This window comes from Leptolyngbya sp. FACHB-541 (assembly GCF_014695875.1).
GTDB lineage: Bacteria > Cyanobacteriota > Cyanobacteriia > Elainellales > Elainellaceae > JAAUTN01.
The window spans coordinates 54,394-79,374 of sequence record NZ_JACJPC010000052.1; the positions used below are offsets into that span (position 1 = coordinate 54,394).

Genomic DNA, 24,981 nt, shown 5'->3' on the forward strand with positions numbered 1-24,981 from the left:
AGTTAGTTGTGTCATCACCGATTGCAACTCTTGACTTTATATCTTGGCTAGATCCCTATAAGAAACTCCAACAAGCAACCGTTGGTCTGACGCTACACAAACCAATAAGTGACCAACCGGATTAATCGCAGTAACAGTCAAAATTCTTCTTCCGTAGTCTGAAGCGACTTTAGGGTCATTGCCAACGTAGCAAACCTGGTCACCTCTCTGGAAACAAGTTGGCTTTGAAGACATAATGAGTCAGATAACACATCTGAAACTCATTGTTAGCTCTTGTCAAAGCATCAACATTCACCTTCAGAGGTAAAGATCAGATTAAGGTTTTTTCTGATAAAAGTTCAATAGAGTTAGTTGTCCATATTCTCACACCCGTCATATTCAGCCACCAATGCAGCTTCAATTAGCAGAGTCACCGCAAAGCTGCTGCTAATTCTGCACTCAATTGTCCATGACATCGCCCCGCAGCCTCTGTGATACGCTATGGAACACCTCAACGATGAGTTTAGGCGTGATGGGCTAAAAGGAGCGTAGATTTATATTGTTCTAAGAGATTTGAAGCAGTAGACAAGGCTTCACTTGTGAGATTCAGTAGCTCTAGTTCATCAAAGTCAATGTTGAAAACCAACCGTGCTAAAGCATCATTATTCGATGGATAGTGCATCTATCTGAAGATAGATAATTCAACATATAAATTTTGGCATTCCTGAATCTGCATCAGCTTATTTAGTTTCGTGCTGAAGGAAATAACCGTGCTAAAGCAGATCGCAAGTTGCTGTCCTAATTCGCCGCCTTCTAGCAATCAGCAACGCTCAGCCAGTAGCGGTTTGTAACAGTGCTAGAAACCGCTTATAGCATCGTGCGTTAAGAAGAAGTTGACATTCAACCCTTCACATTGGCGCTCAAGCTAATTAGCACTTTATTCTAAAGATCGAGCAATGCATTCAGCGGTATCTTCCAAGAGTAGGGACGAATCATCAGGGAAAAAATTCTCATAATACCCAGGCTCTATCGTCCACATGTTTTGCCCCTAAAGAGGTTTATTTTCTGAAGACGGAGTTGAGAGCGGATGACTGAGGGAAATTCAGAATTGTTTCGGGGTCTGCAAGTGCGAACGACAGCATTACCCGATCAACTGTTGCACCATGGTGTAGCGTTGCTATCAGTTGCCTTAGCCTTAGGAACTACTTTGCTGTTAGGCTCCTATCTTGAGACAACACCGACTTCACTATTTTTTGTCGCTGTGATGGTTAGTGCCTGGTATGGAGGGTTAAAGCCGGGAATCGTTGCGACGGTTTTGTCTACGCTTGCGATTAACTATTTTCTGACTGAGCCAATCTATGTGCTAAGTATCCCCGATTTAGGAACTTTAGTACGGCTAGGCGTTTTTGTGATGGCAGCGATTCTGATCAGCTCGCTCAATGCTGCACAACGACTCGCACAAAGAAGGGCTGAAGTAAATCTTAAGTCCCTGCGAGAAAGTGAAGCTCGGTTTGGCTGTTTAGCAGAGTCCAACATCATTGGGATGATGGTAGCGGAGTTGGACGGAGCCGTTCTAGAAGCCAACGATGCTTTTTTGCAAATGCTCGGCTATACCCAGGAAGAGCTGCGATCGGGGCGATTGCGTTGGAATGAGATGACCCCTCCAGAATCTTTAGAAGTGAGTAACAAAGCAGTTCAGGAACTGATTACGGCTGGAGCTTGTTCTCCATTTGAGAAGGAGTATGTTCGGAAGAATGGTTCTCGTGTTCCAGTTTTGCATGGGGCAATCATGACTGGCGAGACGACCATAACAGGGTTTGTGCTGGATTTAAGCGAACGTAAACGTGCCGAAGAAACACTTCAGCGCACGAATCAGACACTACAAACTCTGCTAGATGCTTGTCCAGTTGCCATTGCTTTTTTCGATCCACAAGGAATTGTCAGAGTGTGGAACCGGGCAGCCGAGCAAATCTTTGGTTGGAGCGCAGCAGAAGCGATCGGGCAGTTTATGCCGACCGTTCCCCATCGCCGCCAAGAATTTCTTGCCAGTATTCAAACCGTTTTAAGCGGACGATCGCTAAATGGATTAGAGGCTCAGCATCAGCACAAAGATGGGCGCATGGTGGATTTAGAGATTTGGGCAAATCTAGCGCATGATGCTGAAGGAAATCCAGGTTGCCTTGGTATTGCTTGGGACATTACCGAACGTAAGCAGGCAGAGAAAGCCTTGCGTCAAAGTGAAGCCAGGTTCCAAGTGCTCGTGAGCAATATGCCCGGAATGGTTTATCGCTATGCTCCCGGTGCTGATGGTGCGCCTACCTTTACCTACGTCAGTTCTGGTTCCCGCGAACTGGTTGAATTGGAACCCGAAACGATTCTTCAGAATTCAGATGCTTTCTTCAGATTGGTTCATCCCGATGATTTGCAATCCTTTCAAGATTCAGTAGCGATCGCCACTGAAAACTCTGCTGTCTGGCAATGGGAAGGGCGACTTATCACCCCATCAGGACACCTGAAGTGGGTTCAAGGTCGTTCTCGTCCACAGGAAACTGAATATGGAGAGGCTTGGGATGGTTTGCTATTTGATATCACAGAACGCAAACAAGCTGAAGAAGCTTTGCACCAGAGCGAAGAGCGGCTGCGCGTTGCCTTAAAAAGCTCCCCCATTACCGTTTTTAATCAGGATCAAGACTTGCGTTACACCTGGGTTTATAATCCAACGTTTGACTTCCACTCAACAGAAGTGATTGGTAAGCAGGATCAGGATTTTTTGCCAGAAGAAGATGCCACAATCCTCACTCGCATCAAGCGTCACGTTTTAGAAACAGGAAGCGGTGTGCGCGAAGAAATCAAAGTCACGATGCAAAATCAAGTTTTCTACTACGATTTGGCAGTTGAGCCATTGCAAGCTGAGGATGGAGAAACAGTTGGCGTTACCTGTGCTTCTGTAGACATCACAAAGCGAAAACAAATGGAATTGGCATTGCAGCAGAGCGAAACAACCCTCAATGCTTTAATTGCCAGTTCACCAATCGGCATTGCATTTTTTGATCGTGACTTACGCTATATCCATGTGAATGAAGCTTTGGCTGCAACGAACGGTATTCCCTTAAACGAACATATGGGACGAACACTTGGGGACGTACTGCCGCAGTGGGCACCCGCTATTACACCCGTTTTGCAACAGGTGATGGATACCCAAGAGCCATTGTTAAATCAAGAGATTGTAGGTGTCACTTATCCATCCGATCGGATGCGATATGCCTTGGTCAATTATTTCCCTGTTTGCCTGACCAATGGGGAGGTTTTGGGTGTAGGGGTGACATCAGTTGATATTAGCGATCGCAAGCGCATTGAGGACGAACGCAAACGAGTTCAGCAAGAACTCCAACAAACCTTGCAGACGTTACAGACGATCGTTGCTGCTTCGCCACTGCCGATTGTAGTGATTGAACCTGATATGACTGTGCAACTGTGGAACGCCGCCGCAGAGCAACTATTTGGTTGGAGTGAAGCTGAAGTTCTAGGTCAACTGCTGCCTCTAGTTCCAGAAGAAAAGCAGGAAGAATGTCGCCAGCTTCGAGAAGCAGTCACGAATGGAGAAGTCTTTTTTGGTGTGGAAACCTATCGCCGTAAGCGCGATGGCTCGAAGGTAATTCTGAATATCTCAGCCGCTCCACTGTATGACGATCCCGGTAGCGTTAATGCGATTTTGCTGATTTTGCAAGACATTACGGAACGACAGCGTGCAGAAGCCGCCCTGCGAGATAGTGAAGAACGGCTGCGGCTAGCATTAGTAGCAGCAGATCAGGGGCTTTACGATCTCAATGTCCAAACCGGAGATGCGATTGTCAGTCCAGCTTACGCTCAAATGCTGGGCTACGATCCAGATGAGTTTCAAGAAACCAATACTAAGTGGCGCGATCGCCTGCACCCTGATGATGTTGCGGTGGTCTATCAAGCCTATGAAGACTATGTTGCCGGAAAAATAGATACCTATCGAGTCGAGTTCCGTCAGCGCACGAAATCTGGAGATTGGAAATGGCTTCTTTCGATTGGCAAGATTGTTGCATGGGATACTGATGGGCAACCTCTACGAATGTTAGGAACTCATACTGACATGACTGATCGTAAACAATCTGAGGAAGCTCTACGACAGAGTGAGGAACGGTTGCGATTAGCATTAGATGCTGGCTGTATGGGAGCATGGGAATGGAATCTGGAAACAAACGTTCAGCAATGGGATGTGAATCAGTACAAACTATTTGGCATGGATAAAGACAGCAATCGGTTAAGTGCTGATGCTTTTTTCCAGTTCATTCATCCCGATGATCTGCCTCTTGCTCAACAACTGACAGAACAAGTGTTGGAGCAGGGAGGGAGTTTCCACACTGAATTTCGCATTGTTAGACCTGATGGAGGCGTGCGCTGGCTATCGAGTCAGGGAATTGTTGTTCAGGACAAGCACAATCAACCCGTTCGGATCATTGGTGTAAACTTCGATATCACTGAACGGAAGCGAGAGGAGGAGGAGCGGGAGCGGCTCTTAGCCAACGAACAGCTTGCAAGGCAGGAGGCAGAAGCCGCCAATCGCATTAAAGATGAATTTCTCGCCGTGTTATCTCATGAGTTGCGATCGCCACTCAATCCTATCTTGGGCTGGTCAAGGCTCTTGCAAACTCAGAAACTAGATGAACAGAAGACACGGCAGGCTTTAGCCACCATTGAACGAAACGCCAAACTACAAACCCAATTGATCGAGGATCTACTGGATGTTTCTCGGATTCTGCGCGGTAAGCTTGTGCTGAACATTACACCCGTCAGTCTGATTAACACCATCGAAGCTGCATTAGAAACAGTAAGACTTGCTGTAGAAGCCAAAGGAATTCAAATTCAAAGAACATTTAATCTGGATCTAGACCAAGTTATGGGAGATGCGGCTCGTCTGCAACAGGTAATCTGGAATTTGCTGACCAACGCCGTGAAGTTTACACCGGCCGGAGGAACCGTAGAGATTCGACTAGAGCAGAGCAATAACCAGATTCAAATTCAAGTCAAGGATACAGGTAAAGGCATCCGCTCTGACTTTTTACCCTACGTGTTTGATTACTTCCGGCAGGAAGACGGCACGACGACTCGCAAGTTTGGTGGATTAGGGTTGGGATTGGCGATCGTGCGTCACATCACCGAATTGCATGGTGGCACGGTCTGGGCAGAAAGTCCGGGTGAGGGCATGGGAGCTACGTTTACGGTGCAACTGCCTCTAATGCCATCCCCAGTCAGAGTTGATGAAGAAGATGAACCTTCAATCATCGCCAACCTGTCTGGATTGCGAGTTTTAGCCGTCGATGATGATAATGACATCCGCGAGTTGCTTGAATTCATCTTGCAACAAGCCGGAGCAGAGGTGCGTGTTGTGGCTTCTGCAACTGAGGCACTACAACAGTTAAAAGTGTTCTCACCAAAAGTACTGATTTCAGATGTGGGAATGCCTGATATTGACGGATATATGCTGATACGGCAAATCAGAACCCTTGCACCAGAGCAAGGAAAGATACCGGCAATCGCCTTAACTGCTTACGCCGGAGAAATTGACCAGCAACAGGCGATCGCCGCAGGTTTTCAGATGCACCTTGCTAAACCAATCGAGCCGGAGAGATTAATTAGCGGGATTACCAATCTTCTAAAGGAGAATAGCATCGGTGAACTTTAGCAGAATAACCTGGTAGCTTCTGAATTCACCAATTCATAACCGGAAAACCCCATGAGTAGCAATCAGTTATTCGATTAAATCGAGCAGGGTAGTAGAATCAACGATACTAAACACAACAACCTTTAGATAGAAAAGCTCATTCTTAAGTGAGAGTGAACTGAGCAACTCCAATGGTGAGAATGGAGTTGTTTCCTCTGTCCAATTTGTGATTGTTTGATGAACAGCCCGTCGTTTGAATCCTTTACTAATGGCGACCGCATCTTAGTGGTTGATGATCTGCCTGATAACTACGTTCTACTACAAACGGTTTTAGAGACTGAGGGTTATCAGGTCGAAGTTGCTGATAATGGTCATGCAGCACTACAAAGGATTGCATCTTATCCACCAGATTTAGTGTTGCTCGATGTCATGATGCCGGGGATGAATGGGTTTGAAGTTACTCGTCGGATTCGACAAAACCCATCTCTCCCGTTTATTCCCATCCTCCTAGTAACAGGCTACAGTGAACCTACGCCCGCAGATGGATTTGATGCCGGAGCCGATGGTTTCATTCGCAAACCTATTGACTTTGACGATTTACTTAAAAGAGTCCAGACAATCCTACAGCCCAAGCAACTCATTGATCCATAAGGTTAAAGGGGTAAGCAGGGGTTCAACACCCTCTTCGGTATCGGACAGAAGGGCAACTATAGTATTCAATTGCAGATGAAAAAAGATTGCCTAAACCGACAAGATTTAATTACTCTCTAATTCTTGTCAGTAATCCCTTAACAAACTGAACTTCAAGTCAAGCTTTTGCTACAGCAAGTATCATGAATAATTCGTATCAGGATAACTTTACTCTAAAGCATTTGATATTGAGTTCTAACTTAAAAGAGTTTTCACAGCGCATACAACATATTTGCTGCTTACTCGACTACGGGGAGATGACTGAAGAAGAAGCAGAAACGGAAATTGAGAAGCTTTATCAACAGTTAAAAGGAAGTGCAGAACACTTGAGAATTGAGTTTTAGCGTAGGCTTGTGTCACCAATTGGCGGTTGAGTATTTTCTAGTTTGATGAATTCACAAAAAAGGCAGTCCTCCTCAAGACTGCCCCATGACCACAACGGCGACGCGAACGCGCTACCATCGTCTTCATCGTTTAATACTTCTTTGACATCACTTGGTTAAAATTAAAGTGAAATCCTTTCGTAATTCTAACTTTGTCCTGTTTGAGTGATTTCACCAACGGGCCTGAACTAAGCGCTGATTGCTAACTCAGAGGAAAAGGTCACTGTTTGAGGAGTCAAATCAACCTCATTCAATAGAATAGTCGTTTCGTAGCCAATTCTACTCATTTCTAGCTCTGGTCCCATATCCATTTCAACTGCATAGGTCCAGCTACTCGCTTCTAGTTGGTAGCTCTTAATGGTGCCAACTCCGCCCGCAAACCTAACTCTCTCACCTTTGCGAAACTGGGGTACTTTTGTAATAGTTGCAGCCATAATGACCTCATTCTCGTGAAGTGATGTCCTCATAGCTAATGTTGTACTGGTTAAGCCAGCTTTTCTTTCTCTATCAGGAGCGTCACTTTTAATTGGGGATCGTATTACCTTAGAAGCAATTTACATTCGTGGCGGACTGTAGCAATCTCAAATTAACTGTAAAACTCTACAACACTATGTAGCTCCCCTACCGTTTGTGAATCTGCTCTTTTATTTGCGCTAAATCGATATGAGCATCTGCTACAGTCAGTAACGAGTCACTTGTCATGGAGCGAAGACTAACAACTTCTACCCGTACTCCCAGGTAGCTGACGTTATCACTGCATAGGTGAGCGTTCCGTTACCACTGACTAAAATTTGTAAAAGGTGAATGATGGAGTGTTTAGATCCACTAACACCTACAATCGAATCTGCTCAATCTCATCAAGACTGATAGTATCTCCACGTCGGTCATAGAGTGCAGTAGTACGGATGTCTTCATGTGCTGCTATCCGTTGCGCTGAATCTCTGCTGCCGCCATTCCGAAGGAAATTAGTGATGCCACTTGCTCGGAAGGAGTGGTTACATGCATCCGTAGTCACTCCAGCCCTGCTTGCCCGTCGCTTAATCATAGCCCATGCTTCCTGGCGCTGAAGGCGATCGCCCGTCAGCTTCCGGCTCTTACCAGGAGAGGTTTGAAAAAGGGGAGCATCCTTTTGCTCTCGTAAACCTGCTTCGTCCAGGTAAAGGTCAAGATATTCCTCAGCCTTGTGATGCACGGGCAGCTCATGATACCGGCCGCCCTTCTCGTGGAGTCGAAACCAATAGCGCTTTCCCTTGGGAAAATAGTCCTTCACGTTCATTCCTAAAACTGCACTGATTCGAGCAAAGCTGTAGAACATCGCGCCAATCAAGGCGCGATCGCGAAGCCCAATAACAGATGAAGTATCAATACTTCCTAGAAGCTCTACCATCTCTTTATCAGAAAGCACTGGGGTCTTCCCACACTTCACCCGATGTTTCACGCCTCGCACTTCTTCCCCTGCATTACTGCTCAAAACCTGCCCCTCTACTAACCAGGCAAAAAGAGAGCGAATTGCAGAGAGATGCTGGTTGACCGTTGGTGGAGAGCCTAGATGACGTTCTATATAGGCAGCGATCGCCAGTGAACTTATATCCGTAAGTTCCATTCCCCGTCCTTCACACCACTCAAGGAACTGTCTGATTGCCTGTGCATAAGCTGCTCGTGTGTTTTCATTGCGAATGCTAACCAGGAAGAACTCGACAAAGCGGCGGCTTGCTCGCTCACCCGCATTCAGAACGATTGGCGGAATAGCAGAACGAACATCTTTGTACGTTACGGAATGAGAAGAATGTATTACAGGTTCGTGAACCATAAGCGCCCTTTGAAAGAGATAAATTTCTTACGGGTAGAGACTATTACATAAAGAGGGATTATGTCATAGGAAAATGTCTTGAGGTAGAAGCTTTCATGCTCTGGACAATGTTGAAGCCAATCGGACGCATCTGTCCTCCTCCAAGGGTAGAAGGATGAAGCGGTTCGCTTGCAGAAGCATATCCGATAGGACAATTGTGCAAGACTGCTTGCACAATTGTCCTGACCCGTAAACTTGCTCCGATAGAAAACCTGAAAGGCAGATAGAAGTTCCTCTTCTTATTGTGACTCGTCTCCCTGTTGAGCAGTATAAAACCCTTTCCACAAATGCAAAGGAAGAGGAAGGCGATAATGGCGACAAGCAACAAGAACTATAGGCCATAAACCATGTTTAGCTGCTGAGAGCGAATTAACTTGGGGAGAATGTTCACACTCGCCAAAGACTTGAGCTAGGTACTCGTTCATAGGATGCTCAACACGAACGTGAGACAGGGTAGCTCCATGGAAGTCACTATTCGTGTAAATATGTTCCTCGGAGCTATCATCTGGATACCAAAACTGAAGATTGCAATGAGGAAGATGCTCTTCCCTAATAGCTTGTACTTTCTCGTAGAGCTTTCTTCTGCCTAGCAGAGCTGCTGATAAAGCTATCGCTGGGAACAAAATACTATCACCTGTTACTTCACGTCGGTAATCATCAACCTGTGTTTTATCCGATTAATGCTCAAGCGGTTAGGAAATCCATAGACCTCAAATGGGTTCTATATGACGGGACTGCTGGGTTATATGAAATCAAGCAGGGGGATAGAATTGCAACAGTTCAAGATCCCGAAGAGGCACAATTTCCTTGCTTACCGCAACACGCCTTACAGCGCTTTTCAGATTAGTAAGCCACAGGAAGGCATTAAGCAGTAGCTCGTTGAACTGCTAGTTCGTGTGGCTTATTCAAATGACAACCGCTGTAAGTCACGTTGATGTGGACTATGTTTTGTCCGCTGCTGAGATTGCCGAAACTCTTGTAGCATTCGCCAGTAAGAGTTACTAAGGGGACGTAGCATCGACTTCTCTTGCCTATGGTGGTGTATCTATGCAGGAGCACTAAACTAAATTTCGGCATCTAAGAAGTGGCTTGAGTGACAGTCAAGCAGCCTCTTTCGTGCAGACGTATAATGTGCGTTGCTTGTAATGTTGAGTAATACTGAACTGATTAACAGTTATTGTAATCTTGAACAGGGTAACTCACACAAGTTGTCTTTAACTGTCCCACCTATTTGAGCTTTGCTTATACAGAATATCCTGCCACTCTGGAATTCAAAGCTAGGGCCACGTTCATATGTTCAAACGCGTTCACTAGCCACATAATTCTTTGGCTAGGAGTCTCTTCATTTCGGTGGAACAGACGTGCAAAGCATTTTTCTAAGCTATATCGTGCCATTTGGCAGGCCAATACTGCATTTAGTAGCATTCCCGTAACAACTTGGTAGCCTACATCGTGAACTAGCTTATAAAGGTACACACCGCCTGGTTTTTGGAGATCATGACAAATTAGAAAGTTTAACAACCTCCAAAACAAGGTATTAATTGATGTGTTGTTTACTGGGAGTCTGTCTGCTTGAGCGTCAGACATTACGTTCCACATCTGCTGGCTAAACTGACTTTTCCCGTATTGAGCATTAGCCTCCAATAGTGGTGCAAGAACAAGCTCATATATTGCGGCCTTAAACTCGCCCATTGTTGAAAAATTAGGGCTTGCTGCTCGAAACTGATTAGCTTGCACATAATAGCTCTTTCCATTCTTCCTATTAGGAGAATAGTCAAATAGAGCGTGCCGCAATTCAGTATCTACAAGCCGGGTTGGATTGGGGGCATGTTTCTTCCCAGTTTTGCCATAACTAGCATCGAAAGCCTGCAAGCTCTTTTGTAACTGAGTAAGTTTCCGGTCTTGTTGCTTCTTAAAACTACTCTTAAGAGAGTTTGGGAGATCGGGGGTTGTTCCAGCAGTAATGTGAATAAAAAAGTAATCCTTAATATGACTTCCAAAAGCCTGTTGGTGTACAGAAGCATCAATTTCTAGAAAATGCTGCTGCATTTTGAGCACTTTATAGAATTCACTGCTTGCATATTCTCGCATCAGTTCTCGCATCAGTCGAACTGTTTGGCTTTGTCCCTTTTCTAAAGGTGTTTCTTTTATCCGCACAATCATTTCGTGTAAAGCACCGTGCCGATCCTTATCCAATTGCCAAGGGTTCCCAATGGTGTAGAAGCAGCGGTTAATTATCTGTAGCCCTCTTACCTTATAGTCTGACATCTGTGTTAGCTTATCTAGCACAGTGCAAACTTCGTAATTTGACCCGCCATTGCGGTGCCAGAGCATATTGAATAAGGCATCTAGCGCATCTTTTGACGGTTGCTCTGCTAACTGCCCCACGTAATCATAAATTACCTGAGTCTCAGGAATGTCCGGTCGGCGGCAGAACATCCAAGCATCTTCTTCGGGTAGGAACATATTTGCAGCCCGTGTCCATTAGTACAGACAGAACAAGCCAAACTTCAACCTAACAGTCTGAGAAAAAGTTTTGAGCAAAAAACAGGAAAGCTCTACGCTCTTTCGTCATAAATCCGCAAAACAGGCTGCAAACACGTAGGTGCAGACCAACTAGCTTAAAGGGAAAAGGACTTAACCTCTCCCAACCTTTTGAAAAGATTGAAGAGTTCCTCCAAGTTGTGGATCGGTATTGAAGCAGAATATTTTTTCTCTAAAATAATACACCATGTCATCCAGTGGCAAACCGTGACAATTGATACATTTCTTGAAGTATCATTTCCTAATGATGCGAGAGGCATCAAAAAACGGCACCTAACTCCCTTAAAACTGTCTGTGCTGGTTCAGAGATACCCTGTGCACCTTGTAAGTTTAGCTCCAGCCAAAAAGTGCCTATAGAGGAAGGTTGTATTTTCCACAAACAACGTCGTCTCTCTACTTCCCATAGTTGAACCTCTGCCTGGATAGATTTAGTATTAGTTAATAAATACTGACCATCATGATTCAAAGATATCTCTAATGGTGGAGATGAAAAGTGGGAAAAGACTTTCGGTTCTCCCTGTTTTGCAGTTTCCCAGCAACAAACAGTACCAATATCACTGCTGCCAGCTAAGTAGTTGCTGTTACTACTAAATGACAAGGCTAATACATTCCCCTCAGTCATATCGAATTCTACAAGCAACGTTTCACCTCTGTGCAGTGAAATTCTTGACCTTTCTGTTTCAGCTAGTAGAAGGTGTGCCTGATCCCAGCTCATTGCTAAAAATCCATTGGACCAGTTCGGAAAAATTTCATCAAGCTTAGATAATGAACCCTCTTCAATGGAAATTTGCCAGGTTAGAATGCAGTCTCCTCCCCGACTGGACAGATAAGAGCCATCAGGACTAAAAGCTAGCTGTTGAACTGGTGTCGTGTGTGCCAGAGATGCTAGGAAAGAAGTATCTAAGTCGTCCCAGTAAACTACTTGCCCATTTGCTAGACCAACTGCCACACGACCGTGTGTCCCTTGAGCGAGACATGATACCGGAGCTGATGTATCTTGTAGTTTAATGAGGTTTACTGGAGAAGCTTCTTGCCACCAAGCATAGATTTCATCTTCCACCGCAATTAGTAAAGCTGTGTTTCTTCCGGTGCCAAAAGTAAGGGCAGTAACTCCTTGAGACAGACAACAGGAGCTACTCAGTTGAAAGACCTCACCTTCCTGCTTATAGCGCAATACATGACCAACAGCGTCACCGATAGCTAATGTTCGACCGTCTGGACTAAGAGCCGTTGTTAACGGTGAAACGAGACCTTCTGGGAAAATTGTCCCTACAAATATGCAGTTTTGCATGGATGCGCTTTCTAAGTTGACTTTCCTTAGATCAGCCTGCCGGATAGGGAGGTTAGAGAAATCTGTCTCTGCCATTGATAACCCAAGGACACCAGCAATATTCAAAATATTGCCAGCCGCATAACTCCGGCTGTTACTACCGTCCTCTTTAAGGCGCATTAACATTTGCCTTAAACATTCGTATATCAGGTGCTGCTCTTCCCGACAAACTTCTTGAATCTCATGAGCAATAGGATCTAAAACATGTTGATGTTGCCAGGCTTGACGGTAAGCTGGTGCAGTCACTTGCAGTAGCGGATACTGATGAAGCAAACGAGGTGCTGCTGTCTTTAGTTCTCCGACAATTAGAGCAACAAATTGCTGAGCAACTGCTATTGTCTGTGCTGGTGGATGTAGGCGATAGCTCTTCTTGTCTTCTCGTACCAATAATCGTCGATTTGTTGTTAACGACTCCCATGCTCCATACAAATCACGTTCAGAAGTGTATTCAGAGCTTAGATGAACTAGTTCCTGATAAGTACTAGGTTGCAGCATCAGCCAGTATAGTACAGTATTTTCTACTGGTGATACCCGTTGTACTAACTTTTGCAGGGCAGTAGTAGCCGATGTTCCTAATTTTGGAGATGTTGCTGCAAGAAAATCAGCGATTCCTCCTTCATAAAACTGTGTGATCGGTTCAGCCAAGGTCTGTAATAGTTTTGGACTGCCACCACAAAACTCTGTAAATTGTTGCCAGTCCGCTTCGGTTCCCGTAAGTTCTCTCTGATGAAGGTGCCGTTTTACGAGTGCTTGTGATTCTGTTGACGAAATCCCCTTTAGGTCATGGTTGTAAACTGTTGTCACTGTAGGAAAAGTACTACATGCTTCTTGACTAACCCATAGAACACAGCTTTTTTGCTCAAAATCCTCCGCAAGTCGGGAAAGTAGTTCCTGATAACCCCTGCTCTCTTCCCGAAAGATTCCAGCACGTGTATGCGAACAGTACAGAATTTCTGTTTCCTCAATGACAATCAAGCACTTCTTCTGCCTCAATAGTCGCAGGATTCCGCTAATAATACTTGCCCCTTCTCCCACTGGTGCATTGTTATTTAACCTTTGTGACAAGATTCCGTACAGCTTTAAAGGACTCAAAACTTCTGACGCATGACAAAGCACAACATGCTCAAATGTATCTCTAACACGACGTAGCAGATGTCTGCATAGCTCTGTTTTTCCCCAACCAGCAGGAGCACAAATGGTAATAATATAGTGCCCATTGAAGAGTGCTGTTGTCAGTTCCTCCAAATCTCTTTGACGACCAATAAGAGGAGATAATTCCCGATCTTGAATTGCTGCTACTTGAGAATCGCTAGGAGGCGTGCGGAAATACTGTATAAGCGTACTCTGGCAGTTCTTTTTGTTAACAGTCACCCCAACAGCATTAGAAATATTTCTCCAAAGCTTTGATGCCGTTTCCTTCAGTCCCGTGGGTGCATAGTTATTTTCCTCAGCTATTTCCTCGTAAGACAGGTTGCGATAATTCAAACTACCCCGAAGAATAGCTAACTGAGAATGTGTTAGCGGTTTTCTACGTATCTGTTTTTCAATCAACAAGCGCTCCACGGCTTGCACGATGCTATCGATGCTATCGATCTCCTCGCTGTTCATAACTAAATGGTAGATTTACATCTGCACCCTTGCTCTAGATAAGAAGTTTACCGTGACTTGGACTTACTTTTATTGACTTTTTCTTACTTTCTTACTTCTATTTCTTGACATTGGCTTACTAAAATTTAGTACCTACGCTTACTTTTTTCGACTTAAATACCTGGTTGACTGACAAAACTCCTAGAACCACTGATACGCCATAGGTTGAGTTTCGCTTTGCTTCACCCAACAGAATCGAGGCAGGAGTTGGGTTTCGCTTTGCTCCACTCAACCTACATCAGAAGATTTGTCGTCAATCAGCCTAGATACTCAACATCAACTTACAAAAACACTTACTAGTAGGTCTATGTACCCGTAAGAAAATAGGCATACTAATAGTAAGAGAAGTTTTTAACTTCTTCCAAGATGATTCAATCCATTCCTAATATGCTGCAATTAATTCCTTCGATACCTGAAGTTCGTAGCTTTTTGTTTGTAGAAGTTGACCCGCCTTCTCCAATTTATTTCACTCACTCTTACCAGAATTGTGGTGTTGTTGTAGAAACTATAAAACCAGGGCGACGAGGACGAATTGCCTTCCAAGCTACCTCATGGTTTGGTGTTTATGACGGCAATGAAGAGCTACTACCTGGAGCGATTGTCGAGGTTCTTGAGAGATCGGGAACAACATGGCTTGTTCGTCCGATTCTTCATCCTAGAGTGGAGAATGCCATCTAAGTTTTCTGATTCTCTTGAAATTTTTAAGGACTCTACCATGCGTCAACCATATCATCACAGCCGTTTATTTCAGCTAATTTCACACAGTATTCGCTTCTACTTTCTAGCCCTTCTTCTGTTTGTCATTCTATGTTTACTGCTCTCTGTCTTTGGATATATGAGTTTTGCTTGGGGATTTCTTACAACTGTTCTAGTACTCTTTGGTAAAGCTGGCTTCACAATTTTATGTGGCTTGGCGATCGCAATTATTTTTGAAAGTCTTAGCTGAAGCTAGTTCGATCGGGTAACCAGTGAGCTGAGTGCATCTGAAAGCTTTCGCAAAGGTGTTCAGATGTGCATGACTTATGAGGGAAAAATTTATTTGTTTAGGGAAACTTCTCTCTCAAACGTCCATGTATTGAGACTTCGCCCAAAAAAGTCCTTTCACCTCAGTATTGGAAAAGCGCTCAAGCAGCTTCCTCCGTGCAGCCGCATAATGTGCACCACTTGTAAGGATGTCATCAAGGATGACAAAGGTACTTCCTTCTGAGTAGTAACCCGTGATCTCTTCATCAACAGCTATTGAGTTATAGATATCTTCTGCTTCTCGTGATGCTCCGCTCGTATGGTATCCTTCGTGGCTTTCAATCGTAACAAGAAGCGGTAGGCAAACAATATTCTCAAACGCTTCTGCGACTCGCTGAGCAACGACTTCTATGCGATTGTCGTAGTCTGGATGATCTTTTGCCTTTGACGGTGGCATTGGCACGAGAACAAGTGATGATGTCTTCTTCAAACCGTCGGTAAATAGATCAATTACTTCTGCTGCAAACTTCTCCATAGCAAGCCTCTTGTATCTCAACCGCTGCTGCTGTTGAGGAGACGCTTTCAAATTAGAGATAAGGTTGTTTGTTTCAGAGAAGCTATAGCCCTCACCAGGTGTATAGATACGACCATAGACGAGGTAGAAGCTTTCATGCTCTGGACAATGTTGAAGCCAGTCGGAAGCATCTGTCTTCCTCCAGCGGATCTCACTCATTGAGGTGCTTTAAGTTCCACTGTCAAGGAGGGCAAGAATCTCAGACCCATCGAAAACTCTCACAGCACCTTTAGCCAGAAACTGCTCTGGCCACAACAACCCCCGCTCGAAGCACGAGTTCAGTATAAAAAGCTTTCTTCCTTGCTCAAGTGCTGCTCGCGCCTGAATCAAGGTTCCGCTTGTCTCAGACGCTTCAACAATAACTGTTGCTTCACTGAGAGCAGACATCGTTTTGTTCCGTTCGGGGAAGAAGAAACGGTTCCTTCGGTAGTCTTGGTGAGAATAATGGTAGAAGGGTACTTGACTGACTAAGAGGTGGTGCTTCGCAATCTCATGCTGCAATTTCTTATTTCCCCTTGGGTAAGTCTCATGAAGAGCTGTGCCAATAACGGCAATAGTTCTCCCTCCTGCTTCGAGAGCTGCTTCGTGGGCTTCTGTATCAATACCTTGAGCAAGCCCAGACATTACTGTAAAGCCGTGTTCAACGAGGAGCCGTGCAAGCTTTCGTGCTCTACGCTTTCCTTCTTCCGTTGCTTTCCGTGCGCCTACTACCGAGACTGATCGGGAAGAGAGGAGATCAAGAGCGCCTTGGTAATAAAGAACCTCAATAGGGTGTACTGCATCTCGAAGCTTCTCTGGATACTCAAAATCCCTGTAAAAAAGCGCTCCATAGCTTGTAAAAGGAAGGAGATCCTTGATGTAATCCTTAACCTCCTCAACGTGCTTTGGAGGAATTCCCTGAGAAGCAGCAACAGCCGAAGGAATTGCGTGATCAGCACGTCTAAAAAGTTCAGCAAGCTTTGGAATCGTTGGGTATTTAGTCCACAACGCTTCATAGGACGCAATCTCACGAACAGGGCTTATGACATCCTCAACAAGCATGTCTACGTTCCTCTAGAAAGCACGAAATTAAACGTGCAGTTGATACTTTGTACCACATTTGGTGTGTTCTCTGAACTCTTGTCCAGTAAGTTCCAGTATACACATTATAGTACAAATGTACTATAAACCTCACAAGATGAAGGTGTTGACGAAATGAGGTTCTTCGTTAGCATCTATACCATTCAAGTAGTACAAGCTTCCTCGTTATTCTCTTACGTGGTGCTCTGACGTATTAGGACATCCCTCAAAGAAAAATATAGAACGTGTTTGTAGAAGCCTCACAGCCCACTGAGATTGACGTATAGAAGAAATCCTCTACAGTTTCCTTAACAAAAGGACTAGCTGCTGGGAAGGAAGTCTATGTTATGGAACGTTAATATAGGTAATCTTACAGAACTGTTGATGGTAGCACTTACCTGCATTGCTACTATTACCAACATCTTCCTTTGGCTCACAACGAGGCAAACTGTTCAAATACTCATTGAACAAGTCAAACATCAAGTTGCAAGCAGTTATAGCCTTGCTCAGTACAGCATTGTAGATGCCCATCGACAGCTCTTTCTTGGAATTCTTAATAACCCCTCTCTTCTAGAAAGCTTTACCAAAGCTAATAATCTCGACCCGAAGGATTGGGAATTACAGAAAATTGCTGAGTTTCTCATCAACCAAGTACTGATCGGCTACCTTAACTTCGTTAATGGAATTATCAGCTCAACGCATTTTGAGGGTTTTAAGCGAGATGCTAAAGATGTCTTTGCGTATCAGTCAGTTCAGGCTCATTGGAAACATGTACGGACGGTGCATTCGGACGACTTTTGCCAATTTGTAGAAACTGAGCTTTTCCCGCAAGAAATGGTAGTAAGCAAAAAAGATGCTCCCTGTACCTAAAGATTAAGGGAGCATCGTGCTTAATATTCAGAGGGGATTACAGTAGTTGCGATCGCAAAAAATCTATCAGCTCTGGAGTGATCTGGACAACCTCTTCACAATCAGAAACAGTGAGCGTAGAGCGATTGTTCCCGCTGAGCCTTTTTCCTTGCACAAAAATCCTTCCCTGTTCATCACTGTAAAGGGCTGGGCACATACCGCTATTACAGGGTTGAATCAGCGTCTTCAAACTCGGCACACTACCTTCTGACATGAAAACCTCCTTTTCATTTTGGGGACATAGTGGACTAGAAGACAGAAATCCTCCTAACAGCTAGTAGGATTTCTGAGGCTTTATCACGCTCCCATCACCTGATTGATGAAAACACTTCTGATGAGATGTCCTAAGCACAAGCTCCTGTAAGCGAACCTGACGAAAGGCTTTCACCTTGGGTGCTAGGATAGCACGAGAGAATCTAATGGATTCCATTGGATGCCATAAGACGCAATTTTTCTTAATACGCACCCAGGAGATACCATAATGAATGGCACATACGATGACGAGTCTTTAGTGAGCCAGCGCGATCGCATCTCAGTTGATATCAGTGATATTCGTGAACGAGTTGAGAACTGTCGGGACGATGTTGCATGGACAGAGCTCCCCTTGGCAGCAAAATTACGTGTGCTAATTCGGGAGCGTTTAGAGCAGATAGAGTCTGAAAAGCAGCTTGAAAAAGGTGAAACGAAACAGCAGCATCCCTAAACTAGACGTTTCAGTTGATCCTGTCCTCTTAAAATAATTATAAAGATGTTACTTATGAACCTGTCTGATAAAAAAGAGGGCTACCGATAGATTTACTGACTAACGAAATAGCATCATGAACAACCTTGTGCCGGTATGTTGAATTAGCTACTCCCTTCCCGGCATAAGATTGGGCAAAGCATGAGAGAGAAATGAATCAAACACAAGCCCTACAAGCAAAGCCTTTCGACCCCGATGAATGGCAGAAACTATACTACCGTCATCAGCAACAGTACATTCGTCAGCGATTGGATGCCATTCAATTACTTCAAGAAGGTCATCGTCGCAATGCGGTGTGTGAGCAGATGGGATGTAGCTACGATACGTTGACCCATTGGATCAAGCAATATCTTGAGGGCGGATTGAGCCAACTGGTTAGCCCCATCACCCATCAAAAACCGAGTCGTCTGAGCGCTGAGCAACAACAGCAACTCAAGGTCATGGTGCTGACTCAACGCCCAAGAGACTATGGAATTGAGCGGCAGATGTGGACGGGAGCCATCCTGTCGCAGGTCATTGCTCAACGCTTCGCTCTGGAGTTGAAAGACTCCCGGATCTATGAACTGTTGGAGAAGTTGGGGTTATCCTATCAACGTGCTCACCGTGATTACGCCAACGCAGACCCCATCGCCCAGCAAGAGTGGGTCGAGATAGTAAAAAAAACTTCAATCCGTGCAACCGGATGAGCGCACTGTGTTTTTTGACGAGTTTGCCGTCTATGATCGTCCCAGTTTGTTCTATGGCTGGGCAGAACGCAATACTCGTCCAGAGGTCATCAGTGATGAACGCACTCGCCACAAACTCAACGGGTTGTTATGCGTTGACGCTCTCAGTGGAGAAGAGTTCTTCCGCCTCAGCCCTGGCTCGAAAACAGATGATGTTTCTGAGTATTTGGCAGAGTTATGTTTGGACTGTGTAGAACTTGGCTACACCAAACTCTGCATCATTCTCGATAACAATCCAACTCACAAGCAAAAAATGCAGACTCAGTTAGCGGTGCATCTTCAGCAAATGGGACTGGCAAAAGCAATTACGGTGGAATGTCTCTATGTTCCGTCTTATTCTCCAAAGATGAATCTAGTCGAGTATGTGATTCATTTGTTGCGATTGAGGTTTCTGCATCATCTTCCGGTTGGCACAACCCTCAATCATACGGAATCCGGATCGTAAAGTGACACTATTTTATTTCTCCTTCCACCAATGGAAAAGTGTGTGTCCACGAATGGTGTCTGGCATTGCTGAAAGAGTAAGACAACGAGATGCTAACGTTTCTTCGAGGGCATCTAAGTTCTCAAATTTGCGGTTGACTAGTGGTTCATCACTCAACTGCCATAACCGTTCAGCAGGTTGCAGTTCTGGAGAATAGGGAGGCAGAAATTCTAGATGAATACCTTCTGGTACAACAACTTGCTTAGCTCGATGCCAACCTGCTCCATCAATCACCAGCACGATCTGTTTGTTGGCTCCTGCTCCGACTGCTTGAGCAAACACCTGCAAAGCTCGGTTGAACCAAGCCACACTTACTCTGGGTAGGATGAGCCACTCGCTTTGTCCGGTATGAGGACAAACAAACGCATACAGGTAAAGCCATTGATAGCGATGATGCACGAGCGCATTTGGGCGCTGTCCTCGCTTTGCCCACACTCTGCGAATAATGGGTTTGAGCCCCAAGCGATGCTCATCAAACGCCCAAACTTCAACTTCAGCCTGAGGATAAGCTTGTCTCAATTGCTCAACTCGTTGCGGCAAGTTTTTTTAAATGCAGCTTGAGCTTCTGCATCCCCCTTCGCATGACTCGGACGAGGACGCTGCCCACTGTAGTTGAGCCGCTGCAAGTAATCCCATCCTCGTTGAGGATGAACCTTCTGCCGACCCGTTCGCTTGGCAATCCATTGTGCCACTTTCGGTCCATTCCAGATTCCACCATCCTCAGGTGGTTCCTGCAAGGCTTGGTCGAGTTCTTCCTGTTGAACCGCGTTCAGCAAGGCACGACTTATCATCTGTCGCCCTTGCCGTCCATTCCTGATCGCCTCACTTCCTTCTCTGTTGTAAGCATGAACAACCTTACGAGCGTAGGAATAGCTCATCCCCACGCTCTCGGCTGCATCAAGCAGATACCACTGTTGTGAGACAAGCCATAGCAAGTGCCAGCGTCGCGACTCAACCCGGTCACTGCTGTTTTGATAGCGAGTTTTTAATTCCTCACGACTGAGGTGTTTTGCCAGTGTAATTGTGCGTCCCATCCTCCTATCTTATAGTGCTACTCCATAACCCGATTCCGTATCATATTGAACAACAGTTAGAGCAGTTTCTCACTTCCAATCAGTTTCTCTCAGCAGAACAGGTGCAAAAAACGCTCAATTTCATCTTCTCACTTGTTGCCTAATCTTTTGATGGGAAGGGAGTAAGACTCATCAGCAACATCTGATGACTACAACGCAACCTGTATTCTATACAGTTGAACGCTGCAAATTGAGCTAAACCGCGCGTAGCAGCCGATAACGTCACGACTATTTTTGCGTGTCAGTTCCAACGAAATTGTTCTACGGGACAAACCTCAACGGGTAAATCTCAATCCCCTTGCTGAAGAGAGCCATTTTCGACGATGCATTTGGGATTCACAGACAGACAACATTTAAGCAACTCGCAGCCGCTCAATATCTCGCATGGGCGGTGCACCAAACATGCGAGCATATTCGCGGCTGAACTGTGAGGTACTCTCATACCCAACCTGATAAGCAGCCTGGGTCGCATCAGCATTCTCAGCAAGCATCATCTGACGCGCGGTCAAGAGTCTCAATTGTTTTTGGTATTGCAGTGGACTCATGGAGGTGACGGCTTTGAAGTGACGGTGAAACGATGAAGAAGACATATTCGCTTGCTCAGCCAGTTCCTCAACCCGCAGCGGTCGGGTAAAATCTGCTTTGAGCCGTTTGATTACTTCAGCAATGCGCTGCATGTTGCTACCAGAAGTGGCAATTTGACGCACCGCTTCGCCTTGCTCACCGATTAGAAGACGATAGTAGATTTCGCGAATGATCATTGGTGCCAGGAACGGAATATCCTGCGGTGTCTCTAACAGCTTTGTTAGCCGAATTGCACAATCAATTAACGATGGCTCGGCATCGCTGATGAACCAACCTCTCACTGATTCTTTCTGACCGATGCCTGAGTTCGTTTGGACAATGATGTCACAGAGTTGAACGGGGTCTAAATCTAGCTTAAAGCCTAAATACGGCTCATCAGGTGTTGCCTCGATCGCACCTCCACAAAGTGGCAAATCCACCGAAACCACCAGATATTGAGCTACGCCATACTCATAGGTTTCTTCATTCAGTAATACTTCTTTTTTGCCCTGCACCACAATGCCAAGAATTGGTTCACTGACACCCTGCATGGCTTTAGAAGTGTCTGATTGCCGCATGAACTCTAAAGGAGCGATCGCAGTGGCATGGGCACCGTTTCCCTTGCCATCCGTGTGCCGATCGACCAATGCTGCTAATTCTCTACACTTGCCAATCGCGGTTTCATAGCTCAGTGTCTCGATTGTCATACTGTCTTTGATTTAACTTTTCTCATGCGCTCATTATAAGGAAACTTTTCCGATGCCTATGTTCTATTTGGGAGGATTAGGCAATCATCCGCTAGGTTTGTGTATTCATGCGATCACTGATCAAGCCTACGATAAAACCATGCCCTAAGAAGAAAACTGACAATCGACTGACGTACAACCCATAAGAGAAGGCAATGACAAACAACAAGTCGAAGATAGCATTGGTGACAGGATCGAGCCGAGGACTGGGCAAAAATACTGCTTTGGCACTCGCTAAAAAAGGGGTTGATGTGATCGTGACGTATCGCAGCAGCGAGGCAGAAGCAATCAGTGTTGTCTCTGAGGTCGCAGAAATCGGTGGTAAAGCCGTTGCCCTGCAACTCGACACTTCTGATACGAAAACCTTTGATAAATTTGTGGCACAAATCAAACAGACACTTCAAGACAACTGGCAGACCGAGCAGTTTGATTTTCTGGTGAACAATGCGGGGATTGGGATCAATAAGCCGTTTACCGAAACCACTGAGGACGATTTTGATCGATTGATGAACATCCAATTTAAGGGCGTTTTCTTCCTCACCCAAAAGCTTTTGCCACTGCTCAAGGACGGCGGACGGATTGTGAATCTTTCGTCGGGTCTTGCTCGCTTTACGCTGCCGGGCTACTCAGCTTATGCCAGCATGAAAGGCGCAATTGAGGTGCTGACCCGATACATGGCGAAAGAACTAGGACACAGACAGATTGCCGTCAATGTTGTGGCTCCGGGCGCGATCGAAACAGATTTTGCAGGAGGCTCTGTGCGTGACAATCCAGGGATCAATCAATTCATTGCATCGCAAACGGCTTTAGGGCGCGTAGGGGTTCCAGATGATATCGGCGGGGCGATCGCAGCGTTGCTCTCCGAAGACAATCGCTGGGTGAATGCTCAGAGAATTGAAGTCTCTGGGGGTCAGTCGATTTAATTCCAATCCACCTCAACAGTCAGGAGAACCATCATGTTGAATGTAGAAAACAAAGTGATTGCTATTACCGGAGCCAGTAGCGGCATTGGTGAAGCTACCGCAAAGCTGCTTGCTCAGAACGGTGCAAAAGTCGTTTTAGGGGCACGGCGGACAGATAGGCTAGAAAAACTAGTCGAGGAGATTCACGTCTCTGGTGGGACAGCAGAATTCAAAGCGGTTGATGTCACCGATCGCGAAGATGTGAAAGCGTTCGTTGGGTTTGCTAAAGATAAGTTTGGTCGCGTAGATGTGATCTTTAACAATGCAGGTGTAATGCCCCTCTCCCCACTGAATGCTTTGAAGGTCGAGGAATGGGACAACATGATTAACGTGAATATCCACGGCGTATTAAACGGTATCGCGGCGGGGCTACCGATTATGGAAGCGCAAGGTGGCGGACAATTCATTAATACTGCGTCTATTGGTGCCCATGTGGTAGCACCCACTGCGGCAGTTTACTGCGCCACTAAGTATGCAGTTTGGGCAATATCTGAAGGGTTACGTCAGGAATCACAAAATATTCGCGTCACCACCATATCCCCTGGTGTGGTTGAGACCGAACTCGGCTCTGATATCACAGATGATACATCTAGAGGTTTTTTGCAAGAACTTCGCAAAACTGCGTTGACTTCAGACGCGATCGCTAGAGCAGTTTTGTACGCGGTGTCACAGCCAGACGATGTTGATGTTAACGAAGTGATCGTCCGTCCGATTCGCCAAATGATGTAAGCATTACTAGAAAACTGGAACGTTTAACCTTTCACTCGCACTAACTCTAAAATAGAGGTAAGCATGATTACACTTGAGAACAAAGTCGCTTTAGTCACTGGAGCCACGTCAGGAATTGGTAAAGCGACGGCTCTCGCACTGGGAACCGCAGGTGCAAAGGTTGTTTTTTCAGGTAGACGCGACCCAGAAGGAGAGGCAACCGCTGCGCTGATTCGGAATACTGGCACTGAATGCTTATTCGTCCGTTCAGATGTATCGAGTGAGGAAGATGTCAAAGCATTAGTGCAGAGAACGATCGAGACTTTTGGACGACTCGATTGTGCCTTCAACAATGCAGGGATTGATCCACCCTCAAAACCTTTGCACGAACAATCAGTTGAGGACTTTGACAAACTCATGGCAATCAACGTGCGGGGACTGTTTTTGTGCATGAAATATGAGATTGGGCAAATGCTATCTCAAGGATCTGGGGTAATTGTCAACAACTCCTCGATGGGTGGTCTGATTGGATTTCCAGGGGTGTCTCCCTATATTGCGAGTAAACATGCAGTCATGGGGCTGACGCGCTCGGCAGCACTTGACTATGCCAAACAGGGCATTCGGATCAATGCGATTAATCCTGGCTTGATTGCGACTGATATGATCGATCGCCTCGTTGACCAAGGGGGCAGCACGGCGGATAGTTTAGCCTCTACAGTACCAATGGGGCGCATGGGTCAGGCAGAAGAAATCGCTCAAGCGGTTGTATTTCTCTGCTCTGATGCTGCTAGCTATATCACGGGACAACCTTTAGTCATAGATGGCGGATTTACAGCAAACTAAATCCAGCCAATTGCGTTGCTATCCTCCTCGATGTGGAGTTGTAGCAGTGGCTGCAATCAAGACAGATAGATGTTGACCGCTATGGCACATGACAGATACAGCATCATGATTAAGCTTCTAATCGACCACGTCAACGTGCCTTAAAGCTGCTGAGGAAGGAAGCACCGCTACCTCTGCCTCCCTCGCTTCTTCACCCGTTTACTCGATTGAGCATGAAGATAGACCTCAATGGTTCGCTGATGCTGTTCAGGATCAGTCCGGGTTGCAACCCAATCACAGAGGAGTTCTACGTTATAGAGAATCGTGCGACGGCCAGAATTTATGTACACCCAGTGAATCCCCTCAATCAGAAATTTCTTCTTAAGGCGATAATTCTTCAGGCAGGAGGGTGAAAGCCCAATTAGGGACTTGCGGGAAAATAGCATACCCGTCACTCTAGAGATGTAGAGTACGGGAACAACTCTGCTATTATGCTAACCCTGCTGACTCTGGAGGGCCTGAAATGCTGTTAGACG

At 45.5% G+C, this 24,981-nt stretch carries 18 protein-coding genes and 2 pseudogenes; 9 read left to right on the forward strand and 11 right to left on the reverse strand.

Features of this window, described 5'->3' with window-relative positions; genetic code table 11:
• Positions 1 to 1,066: 1,066 nt before the first annotated feature.
• Positions 1,067 to 5,692, forward strand: coding sequence for a PAS domain S-box protein (locus H6G00_RS11795; RefSeq protein ID WP_190646601.1), 4,626 nt, complete (start codon positions 1,067 to 1,069; stop codon positions 5,690 to 5,692).
• Positions 5,693 to 5,908: 216 nt separating this feature from the next.
• Complete coding sequence (locus H6G00_RS11800; RefSeq protein ID WP_190796867.1) at positions 5,909 to 6,322, forward strand: response regulator; 414 nt, start codon at positions 5,909 to 5,911, stop codon at positions 6,320 to 6,322.
• 610 nt (positions 6,323 to 6,932) lie between these two features.
• Here H6G00_RS11800 and H6G00_RS11805 read toward each other — a convergent pair.
• From H6G00_RS11805 to H6G00_RS11825, 5 genes and pseudogenes are all read right to left on the reverse strand, one after another.
• Positions 6,933 to 7,178 carry a hypothetical protein gene (locus H6G00_RS11805; protein WP_190646603.1) on the reverse strand — a complete coding sequence of 82 codons (246 nt, stop codon included), beginning with the start codon at positions 7,176 to 7,178 and terminating at the stop codon, positions 6,933 to 6,935.
• A gap of 187 nt (positions 7,179 to 7,365) precedes the next feature.
• Positions 7,366 to 7,535 (reverse strand): annotated as a pseudogene (locus tag H6G00_RS35295) (NYN domain-containing protein); the annotation flags it as partial.
• Positions 7,536 to 7,576: 41 nt separating this feature from the next.
• A complete protein-coding gene (locus H6G00_RS11810) occupies positions 7,577 to 8,554 on the reverse strand; it encodes a tyrosine-type recombinase/integrase (RefSeq protein WP_190646604.1) in 978 nt (325 codons plus the stop codon).
• 1,281 nt (positions 8,555 to 9,835) lie between these two features.
• Positions 9,836 to 11,059 carry a hypothetical protein gene (locus H6G00_RS11820; protein WP_190796869.1) on the reverse strand — a complete coding sequence of 408 codons (1,224 nt, stop codon included), beginning with the start codon at positions 11,057 to 11,059 and terminating at the stop codon, positions 9,836 to 9,838.
• 337 nt (positions 11,060 to 11,396) lie between these two features.
• Complete coding sequence (locus H6G00_RS11825) at positions 11,397 to 14,075, reverse strand: hypothetical protein (RefSeq protein WP_190796870.1); 2,679 nt, start codon at positions 14,073 to 14,075, stop codon at positions 11,397 to 11,399.
• A 405-nt stretch (positions 14,076 to 14,480) separates the two neighbouring features.
• Here H6G00_RS11825 and H6G00_RS11830 point away from each other — a divergent pair, with 405 nt between their 5' ends.
• Positions 14,481 to 14,792 (forward strand): NfeD family protein, encoded by a 312-nt coding sequence (locus H6G00_RS11830; RefSeq protein ID WP_190796871.1) that lies wholly within the window; start codon positions 14,481 to 14,483, stop codon positions 14,790 to 14,792.
• A 382-nt stretch (positions 14,793 to 15,174) separates the two neighbouring features.
• On the opposite strand, the gene H6G00_RS11835 is transcribed toward H6G00_RS11830, so the two are convergent.
• Both H6G00_RS11835 and H6G00_RS11840 read right to left on the reverse strand, forming a co-directional pair.
• Positions 15,175 to 15,810, reverse strand: coding sequence for a hypothetical protein (locus H6G00_RS11835; RefSeq protein WP_190796872.1), 636 nt, complete (start codon positions 15,808 to 15,810; stop codon positions 15,175 to 15,177).
• 9 nt (positions 15,811 to 15,819) lie between these two features.
• Positions 15,820 to 16,692 carry a DNA-processing protein DprA gene (locus H6G00_RS11840; protein WP_190796873.1) on the reverse strand — a complete coding sequence of 291 codons (873 nt, stop codon included), beginning with the start codon at positions 16,690 to 16,692 and terminating at the stop codon, positions 15,820 to 15,822.
• A 360-nt stretch (positions 16,693 to 17,052) separates the two neighbouring features.
• Between H6G00_RS11840 and H6G00_RS11845 the strand changes: the two genes are divergently transcribed.
• Positions 17,053 to 17,580 carry a hypothetical protein gene (locus H6G00_RS11845; protein ID WP_190796874.1) on the forward strand — a complete coding sequence of 176 codons (528 nt, stop codon included), beginning with the start codon at positions 17,053 to 17,055 and terminating at the stop codon, positions 17,578 to 17,580.
• A gap of 37 nt (positions 17,581 to 17,617) precedes the next feature.
• On the opposite strand, the gene H6G00_RS11850 is transcribed toward H6G00_RS11845, so the two are convergent.
• Complete coding sequence (locus tag H6G00_RS11850) at positions 17,618 to 17,833, reverse strand: hypothetical protein (protein ID WP_190796875.1); 216 nt, start codon at positions 17,831 to 17,833, stop codon at positions 17,618 to 17,620.
• Positions 17,834 to 18,100: 267 nt separating this feature from the next.
• Here H6G00_RS11850 and H6G00_RS11855 point away from each other — a divergent pair, with 267 nt between their 5' ends.
• Positions 18,101 to 18,322, forward strand: coding sequence for a hypothetical protein (locus tag H6G00_RS11855; RefSeq protein ID WP_190796876.1), 222 nt, complete (start codon positions 18,101 to 18,103; stop codon positions 18,320 to 18,322).
• A gap of 191 nt (positions 18,323 to 18,513) precedes the next feature.
• Positions 18,514 to 19,507, forward strand: a pseudogene (locus H6G00_RS11860) (IS630 family transposase); the annotation flags it as partial.
• A 36-nt stretch (positions 19,508 to 19,543) separates the two neighbouring features.
• On the opposite strand, the gene H6G00_RS11865 reads toward H6G00_RS11860, so the two are convergent.
• The 3 genes from H6G00_RS11865 to H6G00_RS11875 form a co-directional block, all read right to left on the reverse strand.
• Positions 19,544 to 20,110: an IS630 family transposase gene (locus H6G00_RS11865; protein ID WP_190796877.1), complete on the reverse strand. Its 567-nt coding sequence runs from the start codon at positions 20,108 to 20,110 to the stop codon at positions 19,544 to 19,546.
• Positions 20,086 to 20,604 carry a winged helix-turn-helix domain-containing protein gene (locus H6G00_RS11870; protein ID WP_190796878.1) on the reverse strand — a complete coding sequence of 173 codons (519 nt, stop codon included), beginning with the start codon at positions 20,602 to 20,604 and terminating at the stop codon, positions 20,086 to 20,088. Before H6G00_RS11870 ends, H6G00_RS11865 begins: the two co-directional genes overlap by 25 nt.
• Positions 20,605 to 20,996: 392 nt before the next feature.
• Positions 20,997 to 21,914 carry an AraC family transcriptional regulator gene (locus H6G00_RS11875; protein ID WP_190796879.1) on the reverse strand — a complete coding sequence of 306 codons (918 nt, stop codon included), beginning with the start codon at positions 21,912 to 21,914 and terminating at the stop codon, positions 20,997 to 20,999.
• Between the two features lie 194 nt (positions 21,915 to 22,108).
• Here H6G00_RS11875 and H6G00_RS11880 point away from each other — a divergent pair, with 194 nt between their 5' ends.
• The 3 genes from H6G00_RS11880 to H6G00_RS11890 all read left to right on the forward strand — a co-directional run bounded on the left by H6G00_RS11880 (position 22,109) and on the right by H6G00_RS11890 (position 24,466).
• A complete protein-coding gene (locus H6G00_RS11880; protein ID WP_190796880.1) occupies positions 22,109 to 22,876 on the forward strand; it encodes an SDR family oxidoreductase in 768 nt (255 codons plus the stop codon).
• A 33-nt stretch (positions 22,877 to 22,909) separates the two neighbouring features.
• Positions 22,910 to 23,644, forward strand: coding sequence for an SDR family oxidoreductase (locus H6G00_RS11885; RefSeq protein WP_190796881.1), 735 nt, complete (start codon positions 22,910 to 22,912; stop codon positions 23,642 to 23,644).
• A gap of 63 nt (positions 23,645 to 23,707) precedes the next feature.
• Positions 23,708 to 24,466: an SDR family oxidoreductase gene (locus H6G00_RS11890; RefSeq protein WP_190796882.1), complete on the forward strand. Its 759-nt coding sequence runs from the start codon at positions 23,708 to 23,710 to the stop codon at positions 24,464 to 24,466.
• Positions 24,467 to 24,981 lie beyond the last annotated feature (515 nt).